Origin of the sequence: Pseudaminobacter soli (ex Zhang et al. 2022) (assembly GCF_014595955.1) — a bacterium.
GTDB classification, from domain to species: domain Bacteria; phylum Pseudomonadota; class Alphaproteobacteria; order Rhizobiales; family Rhizobiaceae; genus Kumtagia; species Kumtagia pseudosoli.
Genome location: NZ_JABVCF010000001.1, coordinates 630,168 through 655,024 on the forward strand (window position 1 = coordinate 630,168; position 24,857 = coordinate 655,024).

The following is a 24,857-nucleotide window of genomic DNA, read 5'->3' on the forward strand; positions in this document are numbered from 1 at the left end:
TCCAGCATCCGATCAAAAGATCGCTTGTCTTCTACCTTATTCCCGACTTCACGATGATCGCGTTCGCCACCGCGTTGGAGCCTCTGCGGTCGGCCAACCGCATGCTCGGATATGATGCCTACAAATGGCGGCTGGCGAGCTTTGACGGCAAGCCGGTGCGCGCCTCCAACGGCGTGGAGTGCGCCGTCAACACGTCGCTCGACGAGGAGCGCCGCAAGCTGGCGGGATCCGATCGTCCTTCGATGGTGGTGGTCTGCAGCGGCATCAATATCGAGACCTATTCCAACAAGTCAGCCTTCGCTTGGCTTCGCGAGGAGTACAACCGCGGCGTGGCCATTGGCGGGCTCTGCACCGGCGCGCATGTGCTAGCGGCGGCCGGGCTGCTCTCCGGCAAGCGATGCGCCATCCACTGGGAGAACCTGCCGGGCTTCGCCGAGGCCTTCCCGAAGGCGAATGTCTTCGCCGACCTCTTCGAGGTGGATCAGAACATCTACACCTGCGCCGGTGGCACGGCTGCGCTCGACATGATGCTGAAGCTCATCGGCGACGATTTCGACGAGAACCTCGTCAATCGCGTCTGCGAGCAGGTATTGACCGATCGCGTGCGCAGCCCGACCGACCGGCAGCGCCTGCCGCTGCGCGCCCGGCTGGGCGTCCAGAACTCGAAGGTACTTTCAATCATCGAGTTGATGGAGGCGAACCTCTCCGAGCCGCTGTCGCTGATCGAGATCGCCGACGAGGTCGGGCTGTCGCGCCGCCAGATCGAGCGCCTCTTCCGCTCGGAGATGGGCCGCTCGCCCGCGCGTTACTATCTGGAGATCAGGCTCGACCGGGCCCGGCATCTGCTGCTGCAATCTTCGCTACCGGTGGTCGAGGTCGCCGTCGCCTGCGGCTTCGTCTCGGCCTCGCATTTCTCCAAATGCTACCGCGAGCTCTATTCGCGCTCGCCCCAGCAGGAGCGCGCCGACCGGAAGCAGTTGATCGCAGCGTGAGGGCAAATGGCGATGGAAACAAGCGCTTCCATCGCCATCTTGCCTTCAGCCCAAATCAGCTTAGCAGCCAAACCGCTCGAGCTTATGCGACCCTCTCCCCGCCCCTGATGCGGTAGGTGGGCTGGTACATGGTGACCAGTTCCTCCGCGGCGGTCGGATGGACTGCCATGGTGCGGTCGAACACGTCCTTGGTCAGCCTGCCCTTGATCGCGATACCGAGAAGCTGTGCCATCTCGCCCGCATCGATGCCCAGAATGTGCGCGCCGACGACCCGGTTCGTGGATGCCTCCACGACCAGCTTCATGATCGTCCGCTCCTCGCGGCCCGGAAGTATGTTGCGCATCGGGCGGAATGCAGCGCGGTAGATGTCGAGGTCGCCGAATTTCTTCGCGGCAGCCTCTTCCGACAGTCCCACGGTGCCGATCTCCGGCTGCGAGAACACCGCCGTCGCCACGTCGTCGAGATCGGGCTCGGTCGGATTGTCCTTGAACACTGTCTCGATGAAGCACATCGCCTCGTGGATCGCCACCGGCGTCAGTTGCAGCCGATTGGTCACGTCGCCGATCGCATAGATGTTCTCCGCGCTAGTGCGGGAGAACGCGTCGACCAGGATCTCGCCCACCGGACCGGTCTTCACGCCGGCTGCTGCCAGTCCGAGATTGTCGGTGTTGGGTGTGCGGCCGAGCGCCAGCATCATTTGGTCCGCGACCAGTTCGCGCCCCTTCGCGGTGTGCGCGCGAAGACGCCCGTCCTGGCTCTTCTCGACCTTCTCGAACACGTCGTGGCAGATGATCTCGATGCCCTTGCGCTCCATCGCCTCATGCAGGCCGCGGCGAAGGTCCACGTCGAAGCGCGAGAGGATTTCCGCGCCGCGGTAGATCAGCTTCGTCTCGACGCCGAGACCGTGGAAGATGTTGGCGAACTCGACCGCGATGTAGCCGCCGCCCGCAACGACGATCGACTTCGGCAACTGCTTCAAGTGAAAGGCGTCATCGGACGTGATCGTCAGTTCGCGACCGGGTAACGCCTTGTGGGGGGCCGGGCGCCCGCCGGTGGCGATCAGGATGGTCTCGGCAGTGACAAGGCGGTTCTCGGCGAGGATGCGCACCGTGTGGGCATCAACCAGTTCGGCGCGGCTACGGAAGGTGATGCCGCCGGCTTTTTCGACGCCCGTCCGGTAGATGTTTTCGAGGCGGGCGATCTCGCGATCCTTGTTGGCGATCAGCGTATGCCAATCGAACGAGGTGTCCCCGACCGTCCAGCCGTATCCCGCCGCATCCTCGAATGCTTCCGAAAACTGCGAGGCATAGACAAACAGCTTCTTCGGGACGCAGCCACGGATCACGCAGGTGCCTCCGTACCGATACTCCTCGGCGATCGCGACGCGCTTTCCGAGCCCGGCCGAGACCCGTGCGGCCCTCACGCCCCCCGAGCCGCCTCCGATCACGAACAGATCATAGTCGTAGCGCGCCATGGCCATCTCCTGCGTCGCGAATCCCTGAAAGACCTATTTAGAGCGATCGGCAACGAAAAGCCCGGCGCGAGGCCGGGCTATTCAAAGCTGAACTTCTCTTCGCCTGCTCAGTTCGCCTTGGCCGGCTCGCCCTCGGCGGTTGCAGGCGCCTGCGGCTGGTGGGCCTTGAAGTACTCGTCGAGGCTCTTGCCCACTTCCGCCGCGAGATCACGCGCCACGCCGCGCTGCCAGATGTCCGCGGCCTTGCCGAGTTCCCGAACGACCAGCGGGCCGTCCGTGATCAGCTTCTGGCCGGCCGGCGATTGGTAGAAGGATGCGATTGCGTTGAGTTCTTCGGCCGTGAAGACTTTGGCATAGGCAAGCGCTGCCTCCTTCTCCAGGTCGGCGCGCCGCGGCGCGAGCGCGATCGTCTTGTCGTCCACGGTCTTGATGATGACCTCCTGCATGTCCGGATTCTTCTGAATCAGGTTCTGCTTGAGGATCGCCGCGGCTTCCGGAAGGATGTTGTCGAACGCCTCGGTCGCCTTGATCGCCGAAACTGCCGCGCGGGCAGCCTTCAGGTGCTCGGCCGAGATCTCCTGCGCCTGTGCCGGCAGCGACAAGAGGACGATCGCCGATGCGGCGGCGGCAAGATGACGGATCGGTTTCAGCCGGATCATGGCGTTGGCATCTCCTGTTCTAGTCTCGGGCGTGGATGGTCTTGACGCCGTCCGCGCCTGCGACAATCGCTATGCGCGCCAGCTTGAGAAAAAGCCCGTGTTCTACGACTCCCGGCACGCAGAAAAGCCGGCCGGATAGCGCGCTTGGATCGGGAATGCGGCCAAAAGATGCGTCTAGGATGAAGTGTCCACCGTCGGTGACGAATGGCGCGTCCCCCCTGCGGCGCAAGGCGATGGTCCCTTCGAGACCGAGCGCTTCGGCGACGCGGCGAACTGCAAGCTCGGTGGCACCCAGACCGAACTGATTGACCTCGATCGGCAAAGGAAAACGGCCAAGTGCGTCCACCGCCTTGCTCTCGTCGGCGATGACGATCATCGACTTCGAAGCGGCCGCGACGATCTTTTCGCGTAGCAGCGCCCCGCCGCCGCCCTTGATCAGGTTGAGCTCAGGATCAAACTCGTCGGCCCCGTCGATTGTGAGGTCCAGTTCCGGGGTCTCGTCCAGCGTTGTGAGCGGAATTCCGAACCGGCGACAGGACTCGGCGGTCCTTTCCGACGTCGGGACCCCGATGACCGTCAAGCCGGATGCGACCCTTTCGCCGAGCAGGCGGATGAACTCCTCGGCCGTGGAGCCGGTCCCGATGCCAAGACGCATGCCGTCCTTGACATGGGCAAGAGCGGCCCTCGCAGCTTCGATCTTTAGGCTCCGTGCGTCCATTGGCCTCTAATTCTGCTCTCTCTGGCTGCAATGCCGGAAGCGTCGGGCTCTAACATCTTTGCCGCATCCTTCAAACCCCCTATATCGGGTCCGCCCCTGGGGGAATTTTCGCGGGCGCCGGACTTACCGGCGCGGGCACCGTCAACATCCAATCATGTGAGCGTTTCATTGACCCGACCCATCGTAGTTTTTGACCTCGACGGCACACTCGTCGACACCGCGCCCGACCTGCTCGACAGCCTCAATCACTGCCTCGTCGCAGGGGGCGCCGCGCTCACCGACGGAGCAGGCTTCCGGCAGTTCGTCGGGCATGGCGGGCGGGTGATGATCGAGCGGGCCTACGCCGCCCAGAAGCGAATGCTCGATCCTGACGAGCACGAACGCCTTTACACACTTTTCCTCGAGCATTACGGCAACAACATTCCCGGCGGATCCCTGCCCTATCCCGGCGTTCCGAACGCGCTCGCTCGCCTCGAGCAGGCCGGCTACCTGCTTGCAGTGTGTACCAACAAGACGCAGGCCTTTTCCGAGCGACTGCTCGCCGGTGTGGGGCTCTCGCCCAAATTTGCCGCGATCTGCGGCGCCGACACCTTCGCCTTCCGCAAGCCGGACCCGCGCCATCTGACGGAAACCATCGCCAGGGCCGGCGGCGATCCCCGCCGCGCCATCATGGTCGGCGATTCGCAGACGGACATCGACACCGCCAAGGCCGCCGGCATTCCGGTCGTCGCCGTCGATTTCGGCTACACCGACCGCCATGTGCGCGAATTCGAACCCTCGCGCATCATCTCGCATTTCGACGCGCTGACCACCGCACTTTGCGAGGACTTGCTGGAGGCGGCGCAGGCCTGACTCGGCCGGCCAGCGCACCTCCCGCACCGTCACCGGGGCGGCGGCTTCGCACCGCTGCGAGACGGGTTGACTTGCCCCGGCCCCGCCCCTTATATCCGCGGCGCGCTTGGACGTTTCGTCCACGGCGGGCGATTAGCTCAGCGGGAGAGCACACCCTTCACACGGGTGGGGTCGTAGGTTCAATCCCTACATCGCCCACCATTTTCCCGAAGTTTGCCTTATCGGTTAGGATTTCACCCGAACGGGCCGAACCATACGGCTGATGACGCGCACTACGCCGCTGACGCAACCCTAAGCGGCTTCGACGCCGCGGCATCCGGCGAAAACACCAGCCCGACTAAACTGCGGAAGTTCAGCACCTGCCGTTCGAGCCGGCCCGGATCGTTCATGAGCCTAGCCAAGATGATGCCGCCGTCGATCACGCAGGCGAGCGTGTCCGCAAGATCCTCGACGCGCGCGCCCCGCGGTGGGTAGATGGCGGCGATCTCCGCGAAATGGCTTCGGAAGCGCGCGTTCCAGTTCATCGTGCCCTGCTTCGCAAGATCCACCACCTCGCGGTCGAAAAGCCGCTCCTGGTAGCAGATCGAGGCGACGAGGCAGCCGGGGTGCTGCGTCTGGGCATCCCTCAAGACCTCGGCAAGCAGCTTCAGCGAAATCAGAAGCGCCTGCAGCGGGTCGTCGGAAAGCTCCCTGCCCCGGCTGAAGATCTCGTCGAAGACCCGGTCGTTCTCATCAATGAAGCGGCGCAGCATCTCGCGGGCAAGCTCGTTCTTGTCCTTGAAGTGATAGAAGAAACCGCTCTTGGTGATGCCGGCCTCCGCGATGATCTCGTCGATTGAGGTGGCACCGAAGCCTTTGGCCAGGACGGATGCCTGCGCGATGTCGAGGATCCGCTCGCGCGTTTCGGCTCCCTTTCCCATGTCCGTTCCTTCCAATCGCTGTACCAGCGGTGCAGTTTTTGCCCCCCGCGAACCCAGCAACGGCCGATCGGAATGCCAACACTCAGAGCCTAAGCTCTTGACTTCTTATGGTTTACTTGCGCGCGCCAGTAAGCGGACCACGCGGCTTCTAGTTCGGCGGCTCTCCATACTGCAAAACAGGGCGACTTCCAAGAGCGCCATGGCTCCCAGGCCCGGGCGCCAAGCAGAGGAGAGCATCAAATGCCAAAGTACCGGACGTCCCTTCCGCAGACGAATGGCGGAATTTTTCTTAGCGACGGCGGAATGGAGACCACGCTGATCTTCCATGAGGGCATCGAGCTTCCGCACTTCGCATCTTACGTCCTGCTCGAGTCCGAGAAGGGCCGCGCGCTCCTGAAGCGCTACTACGAAAAATATCTTCAGATCGCGCGTTCGCGCGGCGTGGGCTTCGTCCTCGACAGCGCCACCTGGCGCGCCAATCCGGACTGGGGAGCGAAAATCGGACACGACATCTCGGCCCTGAAGCGCATCAACGCTGCGTCCATCGATCTCTTGCTGGAGTTGAGACGTGAATGGGAAACGCCCACCACGCCTTGCGTGATCGGCGGCGCCATCGGGCCGCGCGGCGACGGCTACAAGGCCGGCCTGATGGATGCAGCCGAGGCCGAGACATACCACGCGATGCAGGTCGAGACTTTTGCCGGGACCTCAGCCGACCTTGTCGCCGGCTATACGCTGACCAACTACAACGAGGCCATCGGCATCGCGCGTGCCGCCGCGAAGAACGACATGCCCTGCGTGATCTCCTTCACGGTCGAAACGGACGGCAGGCTCGTGACAGGCCTGGAACTGCGCGATGCTATCAATGCGGTCGACGACGCCACCGGCGGATCGCCGGCCTACTACATGATCAACTGCGCCCACCCGACCCACTTCATGCAGGCGCTGGAGGCAGGAGAAGCCTGGATCAAGCGCGTGCGCGGGGTGAAGGCCAACGCCTCGACCAAGAGCCATCAGGAGTTGGACGAGTCCGTGGAACTGGATGCCGGCGATCCGGTCGATCTCGGCCGGCGATACGGCAGGCTGCGGCGCGAATTCCCGACGATGCGCATCCTCGGCGGCTGCTGCGGCACCGATCACAGACACGTGGCGGCGATTTGCGAGGCTTGCGTCGAGCCAGCCCCGCAGGTCGCCTGAATATGCGACAAGGGTGCTATGCGAGCGTGTAGGCGGTCTTCACCGTCGTGTAGAACTCGGCGGCATAGCGCCCCTGCTCGCGCGGGCCGTGGCTGGAGCCTTTTCGGCCACCGAACGGCACGTGGAAGTCGACCCCCGCGGTGGGGAGATTGACCATCACCATGCCGGCCTCGGCGTTGCGCTTGAAATGCGTCGCATGCTTCAGGCTCGTGGTGCAGATGCCGGACGACAGACCGAAAGGCGTATCGTTCGCGACCGCAAGCGCCTCGTCATAGTCCCTGACGCGGATCACCGAAGCGACCGGCCCAAAAATCTCCTCACGGCTGATGCGCATCGAATTGGACGCCTCGGTGAAGAGCGCCGGCTGCAGATAGAAGCCCGGCGTCTCGCGGTTCAGCCGCTCGCCGCCGAACACCAGGTTGGCGCCCTCATCCCGTCCGATGGCGATGTATTTCTCGTCCTGGTCGAACTGGCTCTGGTCCACCACCGGACCGATATGGGTGCCCGGCTTCACGGCGTTGTCGACGGCGAGGGAGCGCAGCTTCTCGGTGACCGCATCCACGAACCGGTCGTGAATGCCTTGCTGGACGATCAGGCGCGACGAGGCGGTGCAGCGCTGGCCGGTGGAGAAGAACGCGCCATTGACCGCGCAGTCAACCGCGACGCCGAGATCGGCATCGTCCAGCACCACCAGCGGGTTCTTGCCGCCCATCTCGAGCTGGAATTTTCGGTTGTGCTCGATGCTGGCGGCCGCAACGCGCTTACCGGTGGCGACCGAACCGGTGAAGGTGATAGCGGAGAGGTCCGGGCTGTCGAGCATCGCCTGCCCCACCACGGAGCCCTTGCCCATCACCAGGTTCAGCACGCCCTTGGGAACCCCGGCACGGTGCAGGATGTCGACGATCGCCCAGGCGCAGCCGGGCACCAGGTCGGCGGGCTTGAATACCACCGCGTTGCCGTAGCAGAGCGCCGGCGCGATCTTCCAGGCCGGAATTGCAATCGGGAAGTTCCACGGCGTGATGATGCCCACCACCCCGATCGGCTCGCGCGTCACCTCAACCCCCACCCCGGGCCGGACGGAGGGCACGGTCTCCCCTGTCAAGCGCAGCGCCTCGCCAGCGAAAAAGTCGAAAATCTGCGCAGCCCTGATGGTCTCGCCAACGCCCTCGGCCAGCGTCTTGCCTTCTTCGCGGGACAGAAGGCGGCCGAGCTCATCCTTGCGGGCCAGCATCTCGTCGGATGCCTTGCGCAGGATCGCATGTCGCTCCAGCGGGCCGGAGCGCGACCATTTCGGGAAGGCTGCCTGCGCCGCCCTGATCGCCGCTTCGGCATCTACTTTCGTGGCGCGCGCATACTCGCCGACGACCTCATTGGTATCGGAAGGATTGATGTTGGGCACCGGGTCGCCGCCCACCCATTCGCCGTCGATCAGGTTCCGGTGAAGATCGGTCATTTCGGCTCCTCCATAGAACGATGCCCCGCTGGCGCAGACCGCCGCTCGCCGTCACGCGATAGCGCTACAGGTGCGTTCTCATAGGAGATTTTCCGCGCCGGGGACAGGGCGTCTGACCATCCCAAATGACAAGGCCGGGGCAAAGCCCCGGCCTTTAGCAACTGTGTCTCGAACCGCTCGGAGGCGCGACTAGAACTTGACCTTCATGCTTGCGGAAAGGGCACTCACAAGGTCGTTGTCGAAGTCGTAGGCGACATCGGTTCCGTAGTTGATCCCGTCCTTGGTCACCACGCCGGAAGAACCGCTGGTCAGGATGCCGAGCGCGCCGCCGAGCCGCAGTTCGACATTCTGGTTAGGCGTATAGGAAGCACCGGCGCTGAAGGTCCAGGTGTCGGTCTGGGTGCCCAGGCCCGTCGAGGTGCCGCGATCCCAGGTAACCGACGCAGCAGCGCTTAGCGTCTCCGAGAACTTGTGGCCGACGCCGCCCGAAATCGTCCAGCCATCGCGGTAGAGGAGATCGAGGGAGGTCCTTCGACCGGCATAAGTGCAATTATCGACGTCCGTTAGGCAGAATGGGATGGTCTGCAGCACGCTCCAGTCGACCCACTTGATCGAGCCGAAAGCCAGCCAATCCGGCGCGATGCCTGACTGTACCTTTAGCTCCACAGACTGAGGCATGGAGGCAGTGCCATGAACGTCCTGCACGCCAACAGCAGGATTTACTTGGCTCAAATCTAGAGTGCCTGTTATGTCACCCAGATCTACTTCAGAATTGTAGACGAGACTCGCCCTGAAAGCGATCTCGTCGATTTCATATGCCACGCCAGCGCGCCAACCCACGCCGTCAGCCGAAAGATCGAGCCGTCCGATACCAGTAAGAGGCACGGGGAAAGGCGAGAAGTCCTGAGCCAACCGCTCCTTGAAGCCCTCCAACTTCTGATAGAAAACGCCTCCGATGACGCGGAATTGCCCAGTTCCAGCGTCCATTTTATAGGAGCAAGTAGCGCCGTAGTTGTCGCTATCGATCTTAGTTTCGATATTGTTGTTCGCGCCGGCCCAATTCAGCCCTGGATTCGTGTGAGCCCCCCAAGGCTGCGAGTAATCGAGTAAGCAATCAACTTGATCACCAAGACCCGCTTTGATTCCGATGCGAGGAACCCAGTAGTTCTCCGTGTCCCGTACCGAGGTGGGACGACCGTTCAGATTGCCCCCACCCAGACCACGTGCGCCTGGAGGTAGTGGGTCCGGAAACCCCGGAGTGACGGGAGGAAAGCCCGTCGTCGTATCCGTGTCCCTTACATTCTTCAAATCCCGCTGGGGCATCACATAGGTGGCGCCCGCCTCCGCGGCGAACCGCGACGGGTCGAAAAGCAGATCGATATTGTAGCCGCCGCGCTCGAGACCGCCGGCCAGCGCCGTTCCTGCTGAAAAAAGGCAAACGCAGCCGGCAGAGGCCAGCAGCGTAAAACGAGTTCTCTTCATTAAGCGTCCTCCACGGCACTGCATATTCTTGCCCTTGCAGATACCAACACTGCTTCACACAGCTCATTTAATCGGCGTTCGCGGCCCTCAAATCGCGAACGTCTTGAGCCGGGGAGGACTTTTCCCGAACTCCGCCTAAAAATCGCAGAAAAAGTATGCGTGACGGCAACAACGAAGCTGAAAACCGACCGATTTTCAGTCCTTTGTTACATTGCGGCAACATTGCGGCGCAGCTTCTGTGGATAACGCTGCGTCACACTTCGCCCGTTTTGCGCAGCCCGAGGATCGTTCGCGAGCGGGTCAGGGCCGGATGTCGCGCACGCGTGACAGCGCGGTCACCAGTTTCTCCTGGAGAGCCTGGTACTCGGCCATCTTCTCCCGCTCGGCCTCGACGACCTCCGGGGCGGCATTGGCCACGAAGCGCTCATTGGAGAGCTTCTTGTGGATCCGGGCTATCTCTTCCGTGACCTTGCCGAGTTCCTTCTGCAGTCGCACCTCCTCGACCTTGAGGTCGATTAGGCCTCCAAGCGGCAGGCAGACGGTGGCTTCGCCGAGAACGATCTGGGCGGATGCGCGCGGCGGCACGGCCGCATAGGTGACCGACTCGACCCGGGCAAGCCGCTTTATCGCAGCATCGTGGCGCGTCAGACGCTCACGAGTCGTCTCGCCCTCACCGATCACGACCAGCGGCGCCACGGCACCGGCCGGCACGTTCATCTCCGAACGCACCGAGCGGATGCCGGAGACCAGTTCGACCAGCCAGTTGATCTCGTCCGCAGCCGCCGCGTCCTCGAACTCCGGTTCCGGCCAGCGCGCATGGCAGAGAAGGGTCGGTCTTTCCGCGCCCTCGCCGGCCGTGCGAGCCCAAAGCTCCTCGGTCATGAATGGCATCATCGGATGCAGAAGCTTATAGATCTCGTCCAGAACGAAGGCGGCAACCGCCTGGCTTTCCGCCTTGGCTGCCTGGTCATCGCCGGCGAAAATCGGCTTGAGCAGTTCGAGATACCAGTCGCAGAACAGGTTCCAGACGAACCGGTAGGCCGCGCCCGCGGCCTCATTGAAGCGGTAAGACTCGATCGCCTCTGTAACGGCGCGCGCGGCGCGGGTCAGTTCGGTGAGTATCCAGCGGTTGACGGTGAGCTTGGCGTCCTGCAGCCAGAACTCGTCGTTGCGGGCAACGCCGTTCATCTGCGCGAAGCGTGTCGCGTTCCACAGCTTGGTGCCGAAGTTGCGGTAGCCCGCGACGCGCGCCGGATCGAGCTTCACGTCCCTGCCCTGCGCAGCCATGATCGTCAGGGTAAAGCGCAGCGAATCCGCCCCGTACTCGCTGATCAGGTCGAGCGGATCGATGACGTTGCCCTTGGACTTCGACATCTTGGCGCCGGTCTTGTCGCGAACCAGCGCATGCACGTAGACGGTGTGGAAGGGCTCTTCATCCATGAAGTGAAGACCCATCATCATCATCCTGGCGACCCAAAAGAAAATGATGTCGAAGCCGGTGACCAGCACGCTCGTCGGGTAATAGGCGTCGAGTTCCGGCGTGCGGTTCGGCCAGCCAAGGGTCGAGAACGGCCACAGCGCGGACGAGAACCAGGTATCGAGCACGTCTTCGTCGCGCGTGAGGATGTCGCCCGGTTGGAAATTCTCCAGCTTGTCCTCGACCCAGGCCTTCCAGGGTCCCTCAAGGGCGATGTAGTGCTGGATCGCCGCCTCGAGTGCGGCTTCCTCGGTCTTTTCCACGAAGACTTGCCCGTCGGGACCATACCAGGCGGGGATCTGGTGACCCCACCAGAGCTGCCGGGAGATGCACCAGGGCTGGATGTTCTCCATCCAGTCAAAATAGGTCTTTTCCCAGTTCTTCGGGACGAAAGCCGTGCGCCCCTCGCGCACCGAGGCGATCGCCGGCTTTGCCAACTCGGCCGCGTTGACGTACCACTGATCGGTCAGGAACGGTTCGATCGGCACGCCGCCGCGGTCGCCATGCGGAACGGCGTGGCGGTGCGGCTCGACCTTGGCCAGATAGCCGCCCTCCTCCATGAGCTCGACGATCAGCCTGCGGGCTTCGAATCGGTCGAGCCCCTCGAGCCGCTGCCATAGCGCCTTCTGCTCCTCCGAAGGCTGCAGACCGGCGAGGAAATCCTCGTTGTTTGCGATGCTGATCCTTGCCTCGACCGTCATGACGTTGATGGCTGGAAGGCGATTGCGCTTGCCGACCTCGAAGTCGTTGAAGTCGTGCGCCGGCGTGATCTTGACGGCGCCGGTGCCCTTCTCCGGATCGGAGTACTCGTCGGCCACGACGGGGATCAGCCTCCCGACGATCGGCAGCACGACTTCCTTGCCGACCAGATGCCGATAGCGCTCGTCCTCGGGATGGACGGCGACGCCGGTGTCGCCCAGCATGGTTTCCGGCCGCGTGGTCGCCACGGTGATGTAAGTGGCCGGGTTTTCCGGGTCGAAAACCGCGCCGGCGACCGGATAGCGGAAGTGCCAAAGATTGCCTTCCACCTCGCGCTGCTCGACCTCTAGGTCGGATATCGCCGTCAGGAGCTTCGGATCCCAGTTCACGAGGCGCTTGTCGCGGTAGATCAGCCCTTCCTTGTAGAGCCGTACGAAGACCTCGAGAACGGCCTCCGACAGACCCTCATCCATGGTGAAGCGCTCGCGCGACCAGTCACAAGAGGCGCCGAGCCGCTTGAGCTGATGCATGATCGAACCGCCCGACTGCTCCTTCCAAGCCCAGACGCGGCTGATGAATTCCTCCCGGCCGAGATCGCGGCGCGAAACTCCGGTGGCGGCGAGTTGGCGCTCCACAACCATCTGGGTGGCGATGCCGGCATGATCCATTCCCGGCTGCCACAGCACATTCTTTCCGCGCATGCGCTCGAAGCGGGTCAGGATGTCCTGCAGGGTGTTGTTGAGCGCGTGCCCCATGTGGAGCGAGCCGGTGACATTTGGCGGCGGGATGACGATGGCGAACGGCTCCGCGCCCGGCTCGGCTCCAGCCCCCGCCTTGAACGCGCCCTCCCTCTCCCAGAGTTCAGCGATCCTGGGCTCGACGGACTGTGCGTCGTAGGTCTTGTCAAGCATGGGAGCGCCTGCATTTTCCGGAACACGAGAGTGCCCGCTGTAAACCGGAAGGGTCAGGTCAAGTCAACCGCGAGCCGCGCCTATCGCTGCACAGGATCGTGCGTCCATTACCCGACGCAGCGTGACGAGACGGCACTTCGTCCGGCCATCAAAGGGTGGCCGAGCGAAGGGCAACGTTCCGAACCGGCGCGGGGGCGCTCCTCGAAAAAAATTAGGCGCCCCTGGCGACTCGCTCGATTTCCTCGCGAACCAGCCGCTCGACCAAGGTTGGCAGATTGTTGTCGAGCCAATCCTGCAGCATCGGCCGCAGCATCTCCTCGGCCAACTCTTCCATGCTCCTGCGGCTGCGCGCAGCAAGCGCTTCCGCCAGTTCGTTGAATGAAGCGGCCACCTGCCGGCCAGTGCGGTCGGAGATCAGCGACAGCCTGACGGGTTCTGCCGGGACCGCCGCTTCGCTTTGCGCAGCCTGCTCGGGCTGCACCTCAGAGCTCTGGGAGGCGGTCACGTCTTCCAGGACGGCGCTCGCCACCTCATCGACATCGAAAACGGGTTCCTCCGGCAAATCGGGTTCCTCCGACGTAAACTCGGGCTCCGGCTCCGGGACGCCCAAGCGCCATTCGGAAATTGCGGGCGTCGCCGTAAACGAGGTTAGAGACGAATCGGCTGACTCGGCAGGTGCGGGCGCGGCCATCTCCGGCTCGCTTCCCTCTCGTGATTCGCGCTCGGCAGCCAACTGCGCCTGCACTTCAGCCAGCGAGATCGGCTTTGGCGGCGCGCCACCTCTTGCCTCATCCTGAAGTCCGCCGCGAAACGTCTCCACCTCGATCACCTCAGCCGGGCCACGGCGATCCGAAACTTCCGAGGAAGGGGCTTCAGCAGCCATGTCGGACTGTACGGGACCGGCGGCATCGCCGGGGCGCCGGCCGCCGTCGCTGTCCTCGATGATCCTGCGGATCGACGCCAGGATCTCTTCCATGGAAGGTTCGCGCTGCGCGCTGCCCAATTGTGCCATTGTCACATCCGCCGCCTTTGTGACCGGTTGCCAGGAGGGCGGTCGAATGACCACCCACGAATCATGGCAGCAGCGTAGCGGAGCACCTAAGGCGCGAGAATCCCCAAACGACCCCGTTGAGGATTTTCAACAGACTAGACGGAAGAAAGACAGGTAGCCGCGTAGGGCCGCCCTACGCCTCAGCGGCCGTCGGGAGTACGCAGGCCGAACCACTTGTCCTTCACGGCCTTATAGTGCTCCTGAGGCTTGTACTCGGCTACCTTGAGACCCAGGCGACCGACATTGAGGGCGCCCATCGCCGAGAGGATCGCGTAGCTGCCGACGACGTAGTCGCGCTCGCTGTTGGCGAGGTTGATCTGCGCCGTGATGACGTCCGCCTGGGCGTTCAGCACGTCGAGCGTCGTGCGCTGGCCGACATTGCGCTCCTCGATGACGCCAGCCAGAGCAAGCTGCGCTGCCTCCACGACCTGCCGATTGGCCGAAACGTTCTCTCGCGCAGCGACATAGGCGGACCATGCAGAACTGATTGCCTGCCGAACCTGGTCGCGGCGGACGTCCACGTCGATCCGTGTCTGACCGAGCGTCTCCTTCGACTGCCTGATTACCGCGGAGGTGCGGCCGCCGGAATAGATCGGAATGTTCAGCGTGGCACCGATACTGGCAGATGTAGAGGTTCCTTCCGCTCCGGGACTGGCAGGCCACGTTTCCGTAAAGGACCTTTCCACCCTCGCGGAGCCGGTCAGTTGAGGCAGCAGCGCGCCTTCGGCCGACTTAACCTGGAAATCCGCAGCATTGACCAAGTGGAGCGAGGCGAGGATCGCCGGATGCTGAGCCTCGGCGATTGCCTGCGCCGCCCCAAGCGACTTCGGCACAAGTTTAGAAAGCGGAGAGGCGGCCCTGAGCGTCCCCGGGTCCTCTCCGATGACCTGGCGATAGACGGCAGAGCTAGTCGCCACCTGCGCGCGTGCTGCGCTCAGTTGGGCCACCGCCGAGGCGCGACTGGCATCCGCCTGAGCGACGTCTGTGCGGGTGCCCTCGCCGACTTCCAAACGCGATCGTGCAGCCCTCGCCTGCTCGTTCAGGAATTCGAGGTTCTGCTCCGTCAGGACGGCAACACGGCGGTCGCGAATGACATCCATATAGGCGCCCGCCGCATCGAACAGGGTGTTCTGCTCGGTGTTGCGCACGTTCTCGAAGGAAGCTTTCACCTGCGCGTCCGCCGCCGCGACATTGTTTCTGGTCTGGAAACCGTCGAACAGCGTCTGCTGGAGTGCAATGCCGAACGAACCAGTCGCGATGCTCGTCCTAGTGCCGCCCGATCGCGTCGTATAATCGATGTTACCGACCCCCGCGATGGTGGGCCGCAGAGCCGACTTGGCAATGGGGACGTTCTCGTCGGTGACGCGCGCGGCGGCCCGGGCGGAATTCACGCTCGAATTGAACTGATAGGCTTTCGAAAGCGCACCGAAGATGGTTTCGGCAAAAGCAACGTTGGACACCAACGCAGTGGTGGAGAACACAATGGCAGCAAAGGCCGATTTACGAAGCAACTCCACAGTATTCCCCTCTATCGTAACCACGGACGACACCACGAAGGCGTCACCTCGCGGCGCGTAGAATCGCAGCCCCGTACCCATCCTTCTCCGCTAAAAAACGGAAAAGATCGTAAACATAACTGGAATCTGTGGCCCTCTGTCCCCGATTCCCTCAGAACTCGAATGTATAGGCGCGCTCGAACCCCGGCAATGGCTTAATTGCCGCGTTGAAATTATCGCGGCCGGTCACGACACCGTTCCACTTCGTATAGAGCTTTGCCTTACCCGTCAGGCCACGGCCCTCGACGACCACCAGGCGGCCGCCCTCCCTGAGTTGGGCGAAAATCGCGTCCGGCACGAAGTCCACGCATCCGCCGAGAAAGATCACATCGAACGGCGCCTCCTCGGCGTAACCCGCCGCAAGCGGCCCACGCACAACAGCGACATTGTCAAAGCCAAGCCTCGAGAGATTTTCGGAGGCGAGGTCGGCAAGCATCGAATCCGATTCGAGCGCCACCACGGAGCTCGCCAGTCGCGACATCACTGCCGACGAGTATCCAGTGCCGCAGCCGATATCGAGAACGAAGTCCGATTGGCCGATCTCAGCAAGCTGAACGAGACGAGCAAACGGGGACGGCTCCATAAGGTAGCGCGCCGGATTGGCGCCCTCTGTCGGAGCGATCTCGATATCCTCGTCGATATAGGCGAGACCGCGCTTCGAGGGCGGAACGAACTCCTCGCGCGGCACGGACAGCATCGTATCGAGCAAGCGCGCATTGATCACATCGGTCGTGCGCAGTTGGCTATCGACCATCCGTGTCCTGCGCTGCGCGTAATCTGCTTCCGTGTCCATTCGGTGCGTTCCCAGCCCCGCAGGGCGCGATGCCGTTTGAACGTCGGGGACCGGTTCGACGAACCGGTGGAGCGTTGGAGGCCTCGCCCGGAATCGAACCGGGGTGCAAGGATTTGCAGTCCTCTGCGTAACCACTCCGCCACGAGGCCTCGCTGCCCCGGCGTTCAGGCCTGCTCAATAGGAGACCCGGTACGATCCGGTCAAGTGAACCGGGCGCATCTCAACAAGGGAAGCGTATGTGTTCCATTTCCGCATCACCCGGTTAAACGTCAAGTGAAAACCGCCGGCCGCGACGAAAACCGCGCGAAAGCCCAAACAGAACTGCCACCGTTCGAAGAATTTCCATCCCCGTTCGAACCCAACCAGCCGGAAGCTTTCAGTCGGCGACAAACTGTCGCTCGCCCCCCAACTGACCTCAATGAGACTCAGGCAAGGAGCAGACGGACCAGCGGCCGCCCCGCTTTTCGCTCGGCGACACGTTCGAATCCCGCCTTCTCGAACACGCGAGTCGACCCGACGAACAGCCCTACCGAACGAGAATCCTTGGATTGATCCATTGGGCATGCTTCAAGCAGGCGCGCCCCGCCTTGCCTCGCGAACTCGATCCCAGCCTGAACGAGCCGATGGGTAAGCCCCCTGCCCCGCGCCTGGCTCCTGATGAAAAAACAGGAGATCGCCCAGATCGCCGAATCGGTAGCATCGTCCGGCTCGAGCGGCGTGGACACGCGTCCGGGTTTGTTGAACTCCGGAATGTCGCCCCGCGGGCCGATCTGCATCCAGCCGGTGGCCCTGCCGTCCTCGAACGCAAGCAGGCCCGGCGGCGGGCCGGCATCGATCCGCGCACGAATGAATTCCTTGTTGCGCTGACGGTCGTTCTCCCGCCGCACCGCCGGCGGCAGCCTGAAATGCGTGCACCAGCAGCCGTAGCAGGCACCCTGTTTCCCGAAGAGGTCCTCGAAGGCAGGCCAGAGGTCTGGCGTAAGGGGCTTTATCGAATCGGACATGGTTCCTCGGCGCCGCGCCTTGTGGGCGGCGTGTGCCTAGCCTATCATGCGCGTCTGTTCCCGTTACGTTCGCACCGATGGCGTCGCCTGTCAACGATCCGGATCACGGCTTCTGCCGCGACTGCCTCGCCCTGATGCCCGGGCGACCCCCTCGCTGCGCGCAGTGCGGCAGCCCGCGCCTGGCACGGCACCCGGAACTCTACCGCCTGCATATCGCGCATATCGATTGCGACGCGTTCTATGCCGCGGTCGAGAAGCGCGACAATCCGGAGCTTCGCAACAAGCCCGTCATCATCGGGGGCGGCAAGCGCGGGGTGGTCTCCACCGCCTGCTACATCGCTCGTATCCAGGGCGTCCGCTCGGCGATGCCGATGTTCAAGGCGCTGGAGGCCTGCCCCGAGGCGATCGTCATCAAGCCGGACATGGAAAAATACGTCCGGGTCGGGCGCGAAGTGCGCGCCATGATGCAGGCGCTGACACCCCTGGTTGAGCCGCTTTCCATCGACGAGGCATTTTTGGACCTGTCGGGCACCGAGAGGCTGCACGGCAGGCCGCCCGCCCTGGTGCTGGCGGATTTCGCCAGGCGCGTCGAGAAGGAGATCGGCATCACCATCTCGGCGGGGCTCTCCTACTGCAAGTTTCTGGCGAAGATCGCATCCGACCTAAGGAAGCCGCGCGGCTTCGCCGTGATCGGGGAAGCGGAAGCGGTTTCGTTCCTGGCCGAGCAGCCGGTGACGATGATCTGGGGCGTCGGCAAGGCCTTCGCCTCGGTCCTGGAGCGGGATGGCCTTCGCACCATCGGCCAGCTTCAGGCTATGGAGCAGGGCGAACTCTTGCGACGCTACGGCAGCATGGGAAGCCGTCTCTATCATCTTGCTCGCGGCAAGGACGACAGGCGCGTTCACCCCGAGCACGAGGCCAAGAGCGTGTCGGCCGAAACCACCTTTGATACCGACCTCGCCTCGCTGGTTGATCTCGCCCCGGTCCTGCGGGCGCTGTCGGAAAAAGTGTCGGCGCGACTGAAGAAGGCGAACATGGCCGGGCAGACGGTGGTGCTGAAGCTAAAGACGCGGGACTTCAAACTCAGGACGCGAAACCGCCAGCTGAGCGACCCCACCCGGCTTGCCGACCGCATTTTCCATACCGGCCTGCAACTCCTGGAGAAGGAGACGGACGGCACGAAATACCGTCTGCTCGGCATCGGCGTCTCGGACCTCAGCGACGACGACCGCGCCGATCCCCCTGACCTTATCGACGAAAGGGCACGCAAGCGCGCCCTGGCCGAGGGTGCCGTCGACGTGCTGCGCGACAAGTTCGGGCGGAAGGCGGTGGAAACCGGCTACACCTTTGGCAAGGGCCACCGCGGCCGGCCCGCCCGCCCCGAAGAAGAGGAGGAAGCCGAGGTGCGTCATCCCTGGGAACGGATCTGAGGCACGCGGCACCGCCGCCCTCGGCGACCGCCCGCACGGCCAATTCAGGTCCCAGCCCGTCTGAACGGCCTCAGTCCAGGAACGTAGCCCATTCGTCGAGCGGCGCGCGCTCGGTGCGCAGATCGTTCTCCGGCTTCGAAGTGTCCTCGTAGCCGAGCGCGATGCCGCAGACCACCACCTCCTCCGGCGTGATGCCGAGGATCGGGCGGATCTGGTTGTGATAGGGCGCGAACGCAGCCTGCGGGCAGGTGTGAAGGCCCCTGCCCCGGGCGGCGATCATGATGTTCTCCAGGAACATGCCGTAATCGATCCACGAGCCCTTGTTGAGGCGGCGATCGATCGTGAAGATCATGCCCACGGGGGCGTCGAAGAACACGAAATTGCGGTCGTGCTGCTCGCGCATGCGGTCGACCTCGCGCCGCTGGATGCCAAGATGGCCATAGAGGTCGAATCCAACCTTGCGGCGGCGCGACAGATACGGCTCGAAGAACTGGTCGGGATAGTAGCGGTACTCGTCCCACACCGCCTTCTCCGCCCGGACCCCCGAGTTCAGGATCGCGTCGGCGATGCGCTGCTTCGTCTCGCCCGTGGTCACATAGACGCGCCAGGGCTGCATGTTGGTGCCCGAAGGAGCACGCGCGGCGACCTCGAGGATCTCGCGGATCATGCTCTCCTCGACCGGCGCGGGCAGGAAGGCGCGAACGGAGCGCCTCGAAGCAATGGCTTCATCCACGATCGCCACGTCGTCGGGAGAAGAATATTTGTTGTCCGGTGCCAGCATACGCCATCCCCACGGCCTAGATTCGCTGCGCCCCTCGGCGCACTCCTCCCTAGCCCAGCCATGCACTTCCACTGTGACTAGCGCAAGAAATTCCTTGTCTCTGGACCATGAAATTCTCCTTGAAAATTTCATGGGATTGGTGAGGATCGCAGTCAGGAGGAACTTTCGATGCGGTCCGCCGCCAAGAAGCCAGAGCTTACCGACCATAACGCGCCGGCGACCCTGCTTGCGAGCGACATCCGCGCGTTGCGCCGGCTTCGCGGGGTTACGCTGGCGGAAATGGCGGTGCGCCTCGGGCGGTCGATCGGCTGGGTCAGCCAGGTGGAGCGGGGGCTGTCGCTGCCCTCGATCGAGGATCTTCGCAGCATTGCGGACATGTTCGGCGTGCCGCTCAGCATGTTCTTCGGCCACGAGGCGGCGAACGAATCGGAGCGCGGCGTCATCGTGCGGGCCGACCGCCGCCGGGCTCTCGGATCGAGCGAGACCGGCCTCACCGAAGAGCTCCTTTCGCCCGACCTTGGCGGCAGTTTTGAACTGATCCGCTCCGAATTCGCGGCCGGCGCCGAAATGGCGGTCGAGGCGCAGCGCGAGACCGAGGATGCGGGATACGTCGTGTCCGGACGACTGGACCTGGAAATCGGCGGCGTCTGGCACAGCCTCGAACCGGGCGACAGTTTCCGCTTCAGCAACAAGACCTATCGCTGGCGCAACCCGGGCGAGACGCCCGCGGTCGTCATCTGGGTCGTCTCGCCGCCGGTCTATTGAAGCGATAGCGATGCAGTTCCACTACCCCTCATCCGCCTCGCTGCGCTCGGCACCTTCTCCCACAAGGGGAGAAGGTAGGTCGCTGCACCACCGCTATTGCCAGTCGCCGAGGCAGGCGATCAGCGGGTGCGTTGGCGCAGGCTTCCCCCTTCTCCCCTTGTGGGAGAAGGTGGCCGCGAAGCGGCCGGATGAGGGGTGTTCAGACATATTCATTCTCATAAGGGCGTCTGCACATGCCTGATCTTCCTTCCCACGCTCGCGTCGTCATCATCGGCGGCGGTGCCGTCGGCGTCTCGGCGCTCTACCATCTCGCCAAGGCGGGATGGACCGACTGCGTGCTGCTCGAGAAGAACGAGCTGACGTCGGGGTCCACCTGGCACGCGGCGGGCAACGTCCCGACATTCTCCTCCTCCTGGTCGCTGATGAACATGCAGCGCTATTCGGCGACGCTCTATCGGGGGCTCGCCGAAGAGGTCGACTACCCGATGAACTATCACGTCACCGGCTCGCTGCGGCTTGCCCACGACAAGGAGCGGATGCGCGAGTTCGAGCGCGCCAAGGGGATGGGCCGCTACCAGGGCATGGCGATCGACGTCGTCGGCCCGAACGAGGTCAAGACGCGCTACCCGTTCCTCGAGACGCACGATCTCGCCGGCGCGCTTTATGACCCCAATGACGGCGACATCGATCCGGCCCAGTTGACACAGGCGCTGGCCAAGGGCGCGCGCGACCTTGGCGCGACCATTGTCCGCTTCTGCCCGGTCAACTCGGCGCGCCGGGAGAATGGGGAGTGGGTGCTTACCACAGCCCAGGGCGAGATCCGCTGCGAATATGTCGTCAACGCCGCCGGCTACCGCGCACAGGAAGTAGGCCGCATGTTCGGCCGCGAAGTGCCGATGATGGTGATGAGCCACCAGTACATCCTGTTCGAGGAGATCCCCGAACTCGCCGCCTGGAGCAAGGAAGTCGGCCACAAGTTGCCGCTGCTTCGCGACGTCGATAGCTCCTACTATCTGCGCCAGGAAAAGAACGGCATGAATCTCGGCCCCTACGAGCGCAACTGCCGCGCGCACTGGGCTACCCCCGACGACCCGATGCCGGAGGACTTCTCCTTCCAGCTCTATCCGGACGATCTGGAACGTCTCGAATGGTACCTCAACGACGCCATCGCGCGCGTGCCGGTCCTCGGCACGGCCGGGCTGTCGAAGGTTATCAACGGTCCCATCCCCTATGCGCCCGACGGCAACCCGCTGATCGGACCGATGCCCGGCGTGCCGAATGCCTTTGAGGCCTGCGTCTTCACCTTCGGCATCGCCCAGGCGGGTGGCGCCGGCAAGGTACTGGCCGAATGGGTCATCGAGGGCCGCACCGAATGGGACATGTGGTCGTGCGACCCGCGCCGCTTCACCGCCTTCGCCGCGGACAAGGATTACTGCGTCGCTAAGGGCATTGAAATCTACGGCCACGAATACGCGATCCACTTCCCGCGCCATGCCTGGCCGGCCGGGCGCCCGCAGAAGCTTTCGCCCATCCACGATCGCATCGCCGCGCTCGGCGCCCAGTTCAACGCCTATAACGGCTGGGAGCGCGCGACCTGGTACGCAAAGCCCGGCGACGACACCTCCGAAGAGGCGACGCAGACCTTCGATCGCGACGGACCGTGGGAGCCGCGCATCCGCGAGGAGTGCCTCGCCGTGCGCGACGCCGCCGGCATCCTCGACCTGCCCGGCTTCTCGCGCATCCGCTTGCGAGGTCCCGGAGCCCGCGACTGGCTCTCCTCGCTGATCACCGGCGTGGTGCCGAAGCCCGGACGCATAGGCCTCGCCTATTTCGCGGACGAAGCTGGCCGGATCGTCACCGAAATGTCTGTCGTGGCACACGAGGAAGACGTTTTTGTTCTGATCACCGCAGGGGTCGCTCAATCACACGACTTCGAATGGCTGATGCGGCATCGCCCCGCCGACGCTGCATTCACGCTTCAGGATGCAACCGAAGAACTCTCCTGTCAGATTCTGACCGGCCCGAAATCGCGCGACATCCTGGCCGAGGTCTGTGGCGCCGATCTGTCGCTGCCATGGCTGACGCATCAGTCGACGAAGATCGCGGGACGCTGGTCTCACCTTGTACGCGTCTCCTTCGCCGGCGAACTGGGCTGGGAACTGCACAGCATGGTCGAGGATACGCCGGCCATCTTCGACGCAGTGTGGGAAGCCGGACAGAAGCACGGTCTTAAACCCTTCGGCATGTTCGCGCTCGATTCGCTGCGTCTCGAAAAGGGCTATCGCGCCTGGAAGCAGGATCTTTCGACCGACTACACCATCCTGCAAGGCGGGCTGGAGCGCTTCGTCAAGTGGGACAAGCCGAGCTTCAAGGGCAAGGCGGCGCTTCAGAACGAAAAGCAGCAGGGCGTGACCAAGCGCTTCGTGACGCTCACGCTGGACAATCCCGGCGCCTGCGATGCTCCCTACATGTCCACGATCTGGGCCGACGGCACCATTGTCGGCGAGACGCTGTCGGGCGGCTGGGGTTTTCGCGTGGACAAGTCGATCGCGCTCGGCATGGTGCGGGCGGAGCAGGCCGCGCCAGGCACCAAGCTCGAGATCGAGATATTCGGCGAGCGCTTCGCAGCAACCGTGCAGGGCGAAGCCCCGCTGTGGGATCCTGAAAATCAGAGATTGAGGGCTTGATGGCGCGAGGAGTGCACAACGGGCGTTCCTACGGCGCCTTCCTGTTCGACATGGACGGCACGATCCTGAGTTCGATCGCCGCCGCCGAGCGGGTGTGGGCAGCGTGGGCGCGCAAATTCGATCTCGATGTCGAGACCTTCCTGCCGACGATTCATGGCGTCAGGGCGCGCGAGACGATCAGCGGGTTGGGCATTCCGGGCATCGACCTCGAAGCCGAGATCGAAGCGCTGACGCTGGCCGAGATGGACGACGTCGAAGGCATCGAGGCGATCGCCGGCGCGGCCGAATTACTCGTCTCCCTCCCGCCCAAGCGCTGGGCCATCGTCACCTCGGCGCCCCGCGCGCTCGCGGCCCGCAGGCTGGAGGCGGCCGGAATCCCCTTCCCGCCGCTGATGGTCGCGGGCGAGGACGTCGAGAACGGCAAGCCGGCGCCCGACTGCTTCCTTCTGGCCGCCCGCACGCTCGGGCAGCGACCGGAGGACTGCCTCGTATTCGAGGATGCCATTGCCGGAATCCAGGCCGCCGACGCCGCCGGCATGTCGGTGGCGGTCATCACGGCGACCCACCGGCACAGACTCGATACATGGCATCCGACTGTAGCCGGATACGACTCACTGGTCGCGACATGCGACGAACGCGGACATCTGGTCATCTCGGAAGCAGCCGGGGCCAGGATCGCAGAACTCGGAGTGTGAGCATGCCCTCTCCTTCGTCACGCATCTCCGGCATCATCCCCTCGGGCAAGGACGGCTGGGAAGTCCACATGGCCGCCTGGGCGCGCAGGCAGGCCGGCGAGGACATCATCATGCTGTCGGTGGGCGACCACGACTTCGATACGCCCTCCGAGACGGTCGAGGCATGTGTCAGGGCCGTGCGCGGCGGCCATCACCATTACACGAACCTTCCCGGCCTCCCCGCGCTGAGGAGCGCTATGGCCAAGATCTCGACCCGCTGCACGGGCGTTGAGACCTCTGAAGACGAGGTCATCGCCACTCCCGGCGGCCAGGCGGCGCTCTACGCCGCCGTTCAGGCGACGCTCGATCCCGGCAGCCACGCGATCGTGGTGGCGCCCTACTATGCAACCTATCCCGGCACCTTCCGATCGGCCGGCGCCGATTTCACGGTGGTAGAGACGCGGGCCGAGAGCGGCTTCCAGCCGGATGCAGCGGCGATCGAGGCGGCGGTCAGGCCCGAGACCAGGGCGATCCTGATCAACACACCGAACAATCCGACCGGCGCGGTTTATACGCGGCGCTCGCTCGAAGCGCTCGCCGAAATCTGCCGCAAACATGACCTCTGGCTGCTTTCCGACGAAGTCTACTGGACACTGGGTGGCGGCGAACACCTATCCCCGCGCGCCCTGCCCGGCATGAACGAGCGCACGCTGGTCATCAACTCGATGTCGAAGAGCCACGGTATGACCGGCTGGCGCATCGGCTGGCTGACCGGCCCCAGCGAACTCATCCGGCTCACGATCGACCTCAATCTCGTCATCACCTACGGCTTGACCGACTTCGTCTCGCGCGCTGCGGCCGAGGCGCTGGAGAACGATTTTGGCGTCGCCGAGATCGCGGCCCGCTATGCGGCGCGGCGAAAGGCGTTTCTCGCAGAGATCGAGGGCTCGAACCAGATCACCGTCCGCGGCTCGGAAGGCGGCATGTACATCATGCTGGACGTCCGGGACGTCGAGCCCGACTGCGAGGCCTTCGCCTGGAACTTCCTCGACGCGGAGAAGATCGCGGTTATGCCCGGCTCGAGCTTCGGCGACGCCGCCGCCGGCCACATCCGCATCAGCCTCTGCCAGCCGGAGCCGGTGCTTGCCGACGCCGCGGCGCGGCTGAAGCGCTTTGTTGCGAACTACCGGAGGAAGGCGGCGTGAGACGCGCCTCCTTCTACATTGTCTCTATAGCTTCGAGTCCGAGGCGTGGATTCCCGACACTCTCCGCTCTGCAGCGC

20 protein-coding genes and 2 tRNA genes are annotated in these 24,857 nt (G+C 63.9%); 9 read left to right on the forward strand and 13 right to left on the reverse strand.

Annotated elements, in window-relative coordinates:
* Nucleotides 1–53: 53 nt before the first annotated feature.
* Complete coding sequence (locus tag HUI96_RS03015) at nucleotides 54–992, forward strand: GlxA family transcriptional regulator (protein ID WP_425299186.1); 939 nt, start codon at nucleotides 54–56, stop codon at nucleotides 990–992.
* Between the two features lie 82 nt (nucleotides 993–1,074).
* Here HUI96_RS03015 and gor read toward each other — a convergent pair whose 3' ends face one another.
* The 3 genes from gor to rpiA all read right to left on the reverse strand — a co-directional run bounded on the left by gor (nucleotide 1,075) and on the right by rpiA (nucleotide 3,843).
* The gene (gor, locus tag HUI96_RS03020; protein ID WP_188253113.1) at nucleotides 1,075–2,466 is read right to left on the reverse strand and encodes a glutathione-disulfide reductase; all 1,392 of its coding nucleotides are present in this window, start codon (nucleotides 2,464–2,466) and stop codon (nucleotides 1,075–1,077) included.
* Nucleotides 2,467–2,573: 107 nt separating this feature from the next.
* Nucleotides 2,574–3,125, reverse strand: a complete 552-nt coding sequence (locus HUI96_RS03025) for a DUF2059 domain-containing protein (protein ID WP_188253114.1) — start codon at nucleotides 3,123–3,125, stop codon at nucleotides 2,574–2,576.
* Nucleotides 3,126–3,144: 19 nt separating this feature from the next.
* Nucleotides 3,145–3,843: a ribose-5-phosphate isomerase RpiA gene (gene rpiA / locus HUI96_RS03030; protein WP_188253115.1), complete on the reverse strand. Its 699-nt coding sequence runs from the start codon at nucleotides 3,841–3,843 to the stop codon at nucleotides 3,145–3,147.
* A gap of 168 nt (nucleotides 3,844–4,011) precedes the next feature.
* On the opposite strand from rpiA, the gene HUI96_RS03035 reads away from it, so the two are divergent.
* Nucleotides 4,012–4,695, forward strand: a complete 684-nt coding sequence (locus tag HUI96_RS03035; RefSeq protein ID WP_188253116.1) for an HAD family hydrolase — start codon at nucleotides 4,012–4,014, stop codon at nucleotides 4,693–4,695.
* 126 nt (nucleotides 4,696–4,821) lie between these two features.
* Nucleotides 4,822–4,896 (forward strand) — tRNA-Val (locus HUI96_RS03040).
* Nucleotides 4,897–4,967: 71 nt separating this feature from the next.
* Here the strand turns inward: HUI96_RS03040 and HUI96_RS03045 are convergent.
* Nucleotides 4,968–5,615, reverse strand: coding sequence for a TetR/AcrR family transcriptional regulator (locus tag HUI96_RS03045; RefSeq protein ID WP_188253117.1), 648 nt, complete (start codon nucleotides 5,613–5,615; stop codon nucleotides 4,968–4,970).
* A 240-nt stretch (nucleotides 5,616–5,855) separates the two neighbouring features.
* Here HUI96_RS03045 and HUI96_RS03050 point away from each other — a divergent pair, with 240 nt between their 5' ends.
* Nucleotides 5,856–6,812, forward strand: coding sequence for a homocysteine S-methyltransferase family protein (locus tag HUI96_RS03050; RefSeq protein WP_188253118.1), 957 nt, complete (start codon nucleotides 5,856–5,858; stop codon nucleotides 6,810–6,812).
* Between the two features lie 16 nt (nucleotides 6,813–6,828).
* Here the strand turns inward: HUI96_RS03050 and HUI96_RS03055 are convergent, their stop codons facing one another.
* From HUI96_RS03055 to HUI96_RS03090, 8 genes are all read right to left on the reverse strand, one after another.
* Nucleotides 6,829–8,265, reverse strand: coding sequence for an aldehyde dehydrogenase family protein (locus tag HUI96_RS03055; RefSeq protein WP_188253119.1), 1,437 nt, complete (start codon nucleotides 8,263–8,265; stop codon nucleotides 6,829–6,831).
* A 189-nt stretch (nucleotides 8,266–8,454) separates the two neighbouring features.
* Nucleotides 8,455–9,747, reverse strand: a complete 1,293-nt coding sequence (locus tag HUI96_RS03060; RefSeq protein ID WP_188253120.1) for an OmpP1/FadL family transporter — start codon at nucleotides 9,745–9,747, stop codon at nucleotides 8,455–8,457.
* Between the two features lie 300 nt (nucleotides 9,748–10,047).
* Nucleotides 10,048–12,834, reverse strand: coding sequence for a valine--tRNA ligase (locus HUI96_RS03065; protein WP_188253121.1), 2,787 nt, complete (start codon nucleotides 12,832–12,834; stop codon nucleotides 10,048–10,050).
* 211 nt (nucleotides 12,835–13,045) lie between these two features.
* Nucleotides 13,046–13,846 (reverse strand): PopZ family protein, encoded by an 801-nt coding sequence (locus HUI96_RS03070; RefSeq protein ID WP_188253122.1) that lies wholly within the window; start codon nucleotides 13,844–13,846, stop codon nucleotides 13,046–13,048.
* A gap of 179 nt (nucleotides 13,847–14,025) precedes the next feature.
* Nucleotides 14,026–15,402: a TolC family outer membrane protein gene (locus tag HUI96_RS03075; RefSeq protein WP_337917901.1), complete on the reverse strand. Its 1,377-nt coding sequence runs from the start codon at nucleotides 15,400–15,402 to the stop codon at nucleotides 14,026–14,028.
* Nucleotides 15,403–15,553: 151 nt separating this feature from the next.
* Nucleotides 15,554–16,234 (reverse strand): protein-L-isoaspartate O-methyltransferase family protein, encoded by a 681-nt coding sequence (locus HUI96_RS03080; protein WP_188253124.1) that lies wholly within the window; start codon nucleotides 16,232–16,234, stop codon nucleotides 15,554–15,556.
* A 75-nt stretch (nucleotides 16,235–16,309) separates the two neighbouring features.
* Nucleotides 16,310–16,383, reverse strand: a tRNA-Cys gene (locus HUI96_RS03085).
* A 276-nt stretch (nucleotides 16,384–16,659) separates the two neighbouring features.
* On the reverse strand, nucleotides 16,660–17,238 hold the full coding sequence (locus tag HUI96_RS03090) for a GNAT family N-acetyltransferase (protein ID WP_188253125.1): 579 nt from the start codon (nucleotides 17,236–17,238) through the stop codon (nucleotides 16,660–16,662).
* Nucleotides 17,239–17,315: 77 nt separating this feature from the next.
* Between HUI96_RS03090 and HUI96_RS03095 the strand changes: the two genes are divergently transcribed.
* The gene (locus HUI96_RS03095) at nucleotides 17,316–18,668 is read left to right on the forward strand and encodes a DNA polymerase IV (protein ID WP_188253126.1); all 1,353 of its coding nucleotides are present in this window, start codon (nucleotides 17,316–17,318) and stop codon (nucleotides 18,666–18,668) included.
* A gap of 70 nt (nucleotides 18,669–18,738) precedes the next feature.
* Here HUI96_RS03095 and HUI96_RS03100 read toward each other — a convergent pair whose 3' ends face one another.
* Nucleotides 18,739–19,449, reverse strand: a complete 711-nt coding sequence (locus tag HUI96_RS03100) for a nitroreductase (protein WP_188253127.1) — start codon at nucleotides 19,447–19,449, stop codon at nucleotides 18,739–18,741.
* Nucleotides 19,450–19,617: 168 nt separating this feature from the next.
* Here HUI96_RS03100 and HUI96_RS03105 point away from each other — a divergent pair, with 168 nt between their 5' ends.
* From HUI96_RS03105 to HUI96_RS03120, 4 genes are all read left to right on the forward strand, one after another.
* The gene (locus HUI96_RS03105) at nucleotides 19,618–20,214 is read left to right on the forward strand and encodes a helix-turn-helix domain-containing protein (RefSeq protein WP_188253128.1); all 597 of its coding nucleotides are present in this window, start codon (nucleotides 19,618–19,620) and stop codon (nucleotides 20,212–20,214) included.
* 233 nt (nucleotides 20,215–20,447) lie between these two features.
* Nucleotides 20,448–22,901: a GcvT family protein gene (locus tag HUI96_RS03110; protein ID WP_188253129.1), complete on the forward strand. Its 2,454-nt coding sequence runs from the start codon at nucleotides 20,448–20,450 to the stop codon at nucleotides 22,899–22,901.
* Nucleotides 22,901–23,596 carry an HAD-IA family hydrolase gene (locus HUI96_RS03115; protein ID WP_188253130.1) on the forward strand — a complete coding sequence of 232 codons (696 nt, stop codon included), beginning with the start codon at nucleotides 22,901–22,903 and terminating at the stop codon, nucleotides 23,594–23,596. The genes HUI96_RS03110 and HUI96_RS03115 overlap by 1 nt, the downstream gene beginning before the upstream one ends.
* Nucleotides 23,597–23,598: 2 nt before the next feature.
* The gene (locus HUI96_RS03120; protein WP_188253131.1) at nucleotides 23,599–24,780 is read left to right on the forward strand and encodes a pyridoxal phosphate-dependent aminotransferase; all 1,182 of its coding nucleotides are present in this window, start codon (nucleotides 23,599–23,601) and stop codon (nucleotides 24,778–24,780) included.
* Nucleotides 24,781–24,857 lie beyond the last annotated feature (77 nt).

Bases quoted from the DNA above. Each gene is read 5' to 3' on its own strand.
- HUI96_RS03015 (WP_425299186.1), top strand. From the start codon at position 54: ATGATCGCGTTCGCCACCGCGTTGGAGCCTCTGCGGTCGGCCAACCGC.
- gor (WP_188253113.1), bottom strand. From the start codon at position 2,466: ATGGCGCGCTACGACTATGATCTGTTCGTGATCGGAGGCGGCTCGGGG.
- HUI96_RS03025 (WP_188253114.1), bottom strand. From the start codon at position 3,125: ATGATCCGGCTGAAACCGATCCGTCATCTTGCCGCCGCCGCATCGGCG.
- rpiA (WP_188253115.1), bottom strand. From the start codon at position 3,843: ATGGACGCACGGAGCCTAAAGATCGAAGCTGCGAGGGCCGCTCTTGCC.
- HUI96_RS03045 (WP_188253117.1), bottom strand. From the start codon at position 5,615: ATGGGAAAGGGAGCCGAAACGCGCGAGCGGATCCTCGACATCGCGCAG.
- HUI96_RS03050 (WP_188253118.1), top strand. From the start codon at position 5,856: ATGCCAAAGTACCGGACGTCCCTTCCGCAGACGAATGGCGGAATTTTT.
- HUI96_RS03055 (WP_188253119.1), bottom strand. From the start codon at position 8,265: ATGACCGATCTTCACCGGAACCTGATCGACGGCGAATGGGTGGGCGGC.
- HUI96_RS03060 (WP_188253120.1), bottom strand. From the start codon at position 9,747: ATGAAGAGAACTCGTTTTACGCTGCTGGCCTCTGCCGGCTGCGTTTGC.
- HUI96_RS03065 (WP_188253121.1), bottom strand. From the start codon at position 12,834: ATGCTTGACAAGACCTACGACGCACAGTCCGTCGAGCCCAGGATCGCT.
- HUI96_RS03070 (WP_188253122.1), bottom strand. From the start codon at position 13,846: ATGGCACAATTGGGCAGCGCGCAGCGCGAACCTTCCATGGAAGAGATC.
- HUI96_RS03080 (WP_188253124.1), bottom strand. From the start codon at position 16,234: ATGGACACGGAAGCAGATTACGCGCAGCGCAGGACACGGATGGTCGAT.
- HUI96_RS03090 (WP_188253125.1), bottom strand. From the start codon at position 17,238: ATGTCCGATTCGATAAAGCCCCTTACGCCAGACCTCTGGCCTGCCTTC.
- HUI96_RS03095 (WP_188253126.1), top strand. From the start codon at position 17,316: ATGGCGTCGCCTGTCAACGATCCGGATCACGGCTTCTGCCGCGACTGC.
- HUI96_RS03100 (WP_188253127.1), bottom strand. From the start codon at position 19,449: ATGCTGGCACCGGACAACAAATATTCTTCTCCCGACGACGTGGCGATC.
- HUI96_RS03105 (WP_188253128.1), top strand. From the start codon at position 19,618: ATGCGGTCCGCCGCCAAGAAGCCAGAGCTTACCGACCATAACGCGCCG.
- HUI96_RS03110 (WP_188253129.1), top strand. From the start codon at position 20,448: ATGCCTGATCTTCCTTCCCACGCTCGCGTCGTCATCATCGGCGGCGGT.
- HUI96_RS03115 (WP_188253130.1), top strand. From the start codon at position 22,901: ATGGCGCGAGGAGTGCACAACGGGCGTTCCTACGGCGCCTTCCTGTTC.
- HUI96_RS03120 (WP_188253131.1), top strand. From the start codon at position 23,599: ATGCCCTCTCCTTCGTCACGCATCTCCGGCATCATCCCCTCGGGCAAG.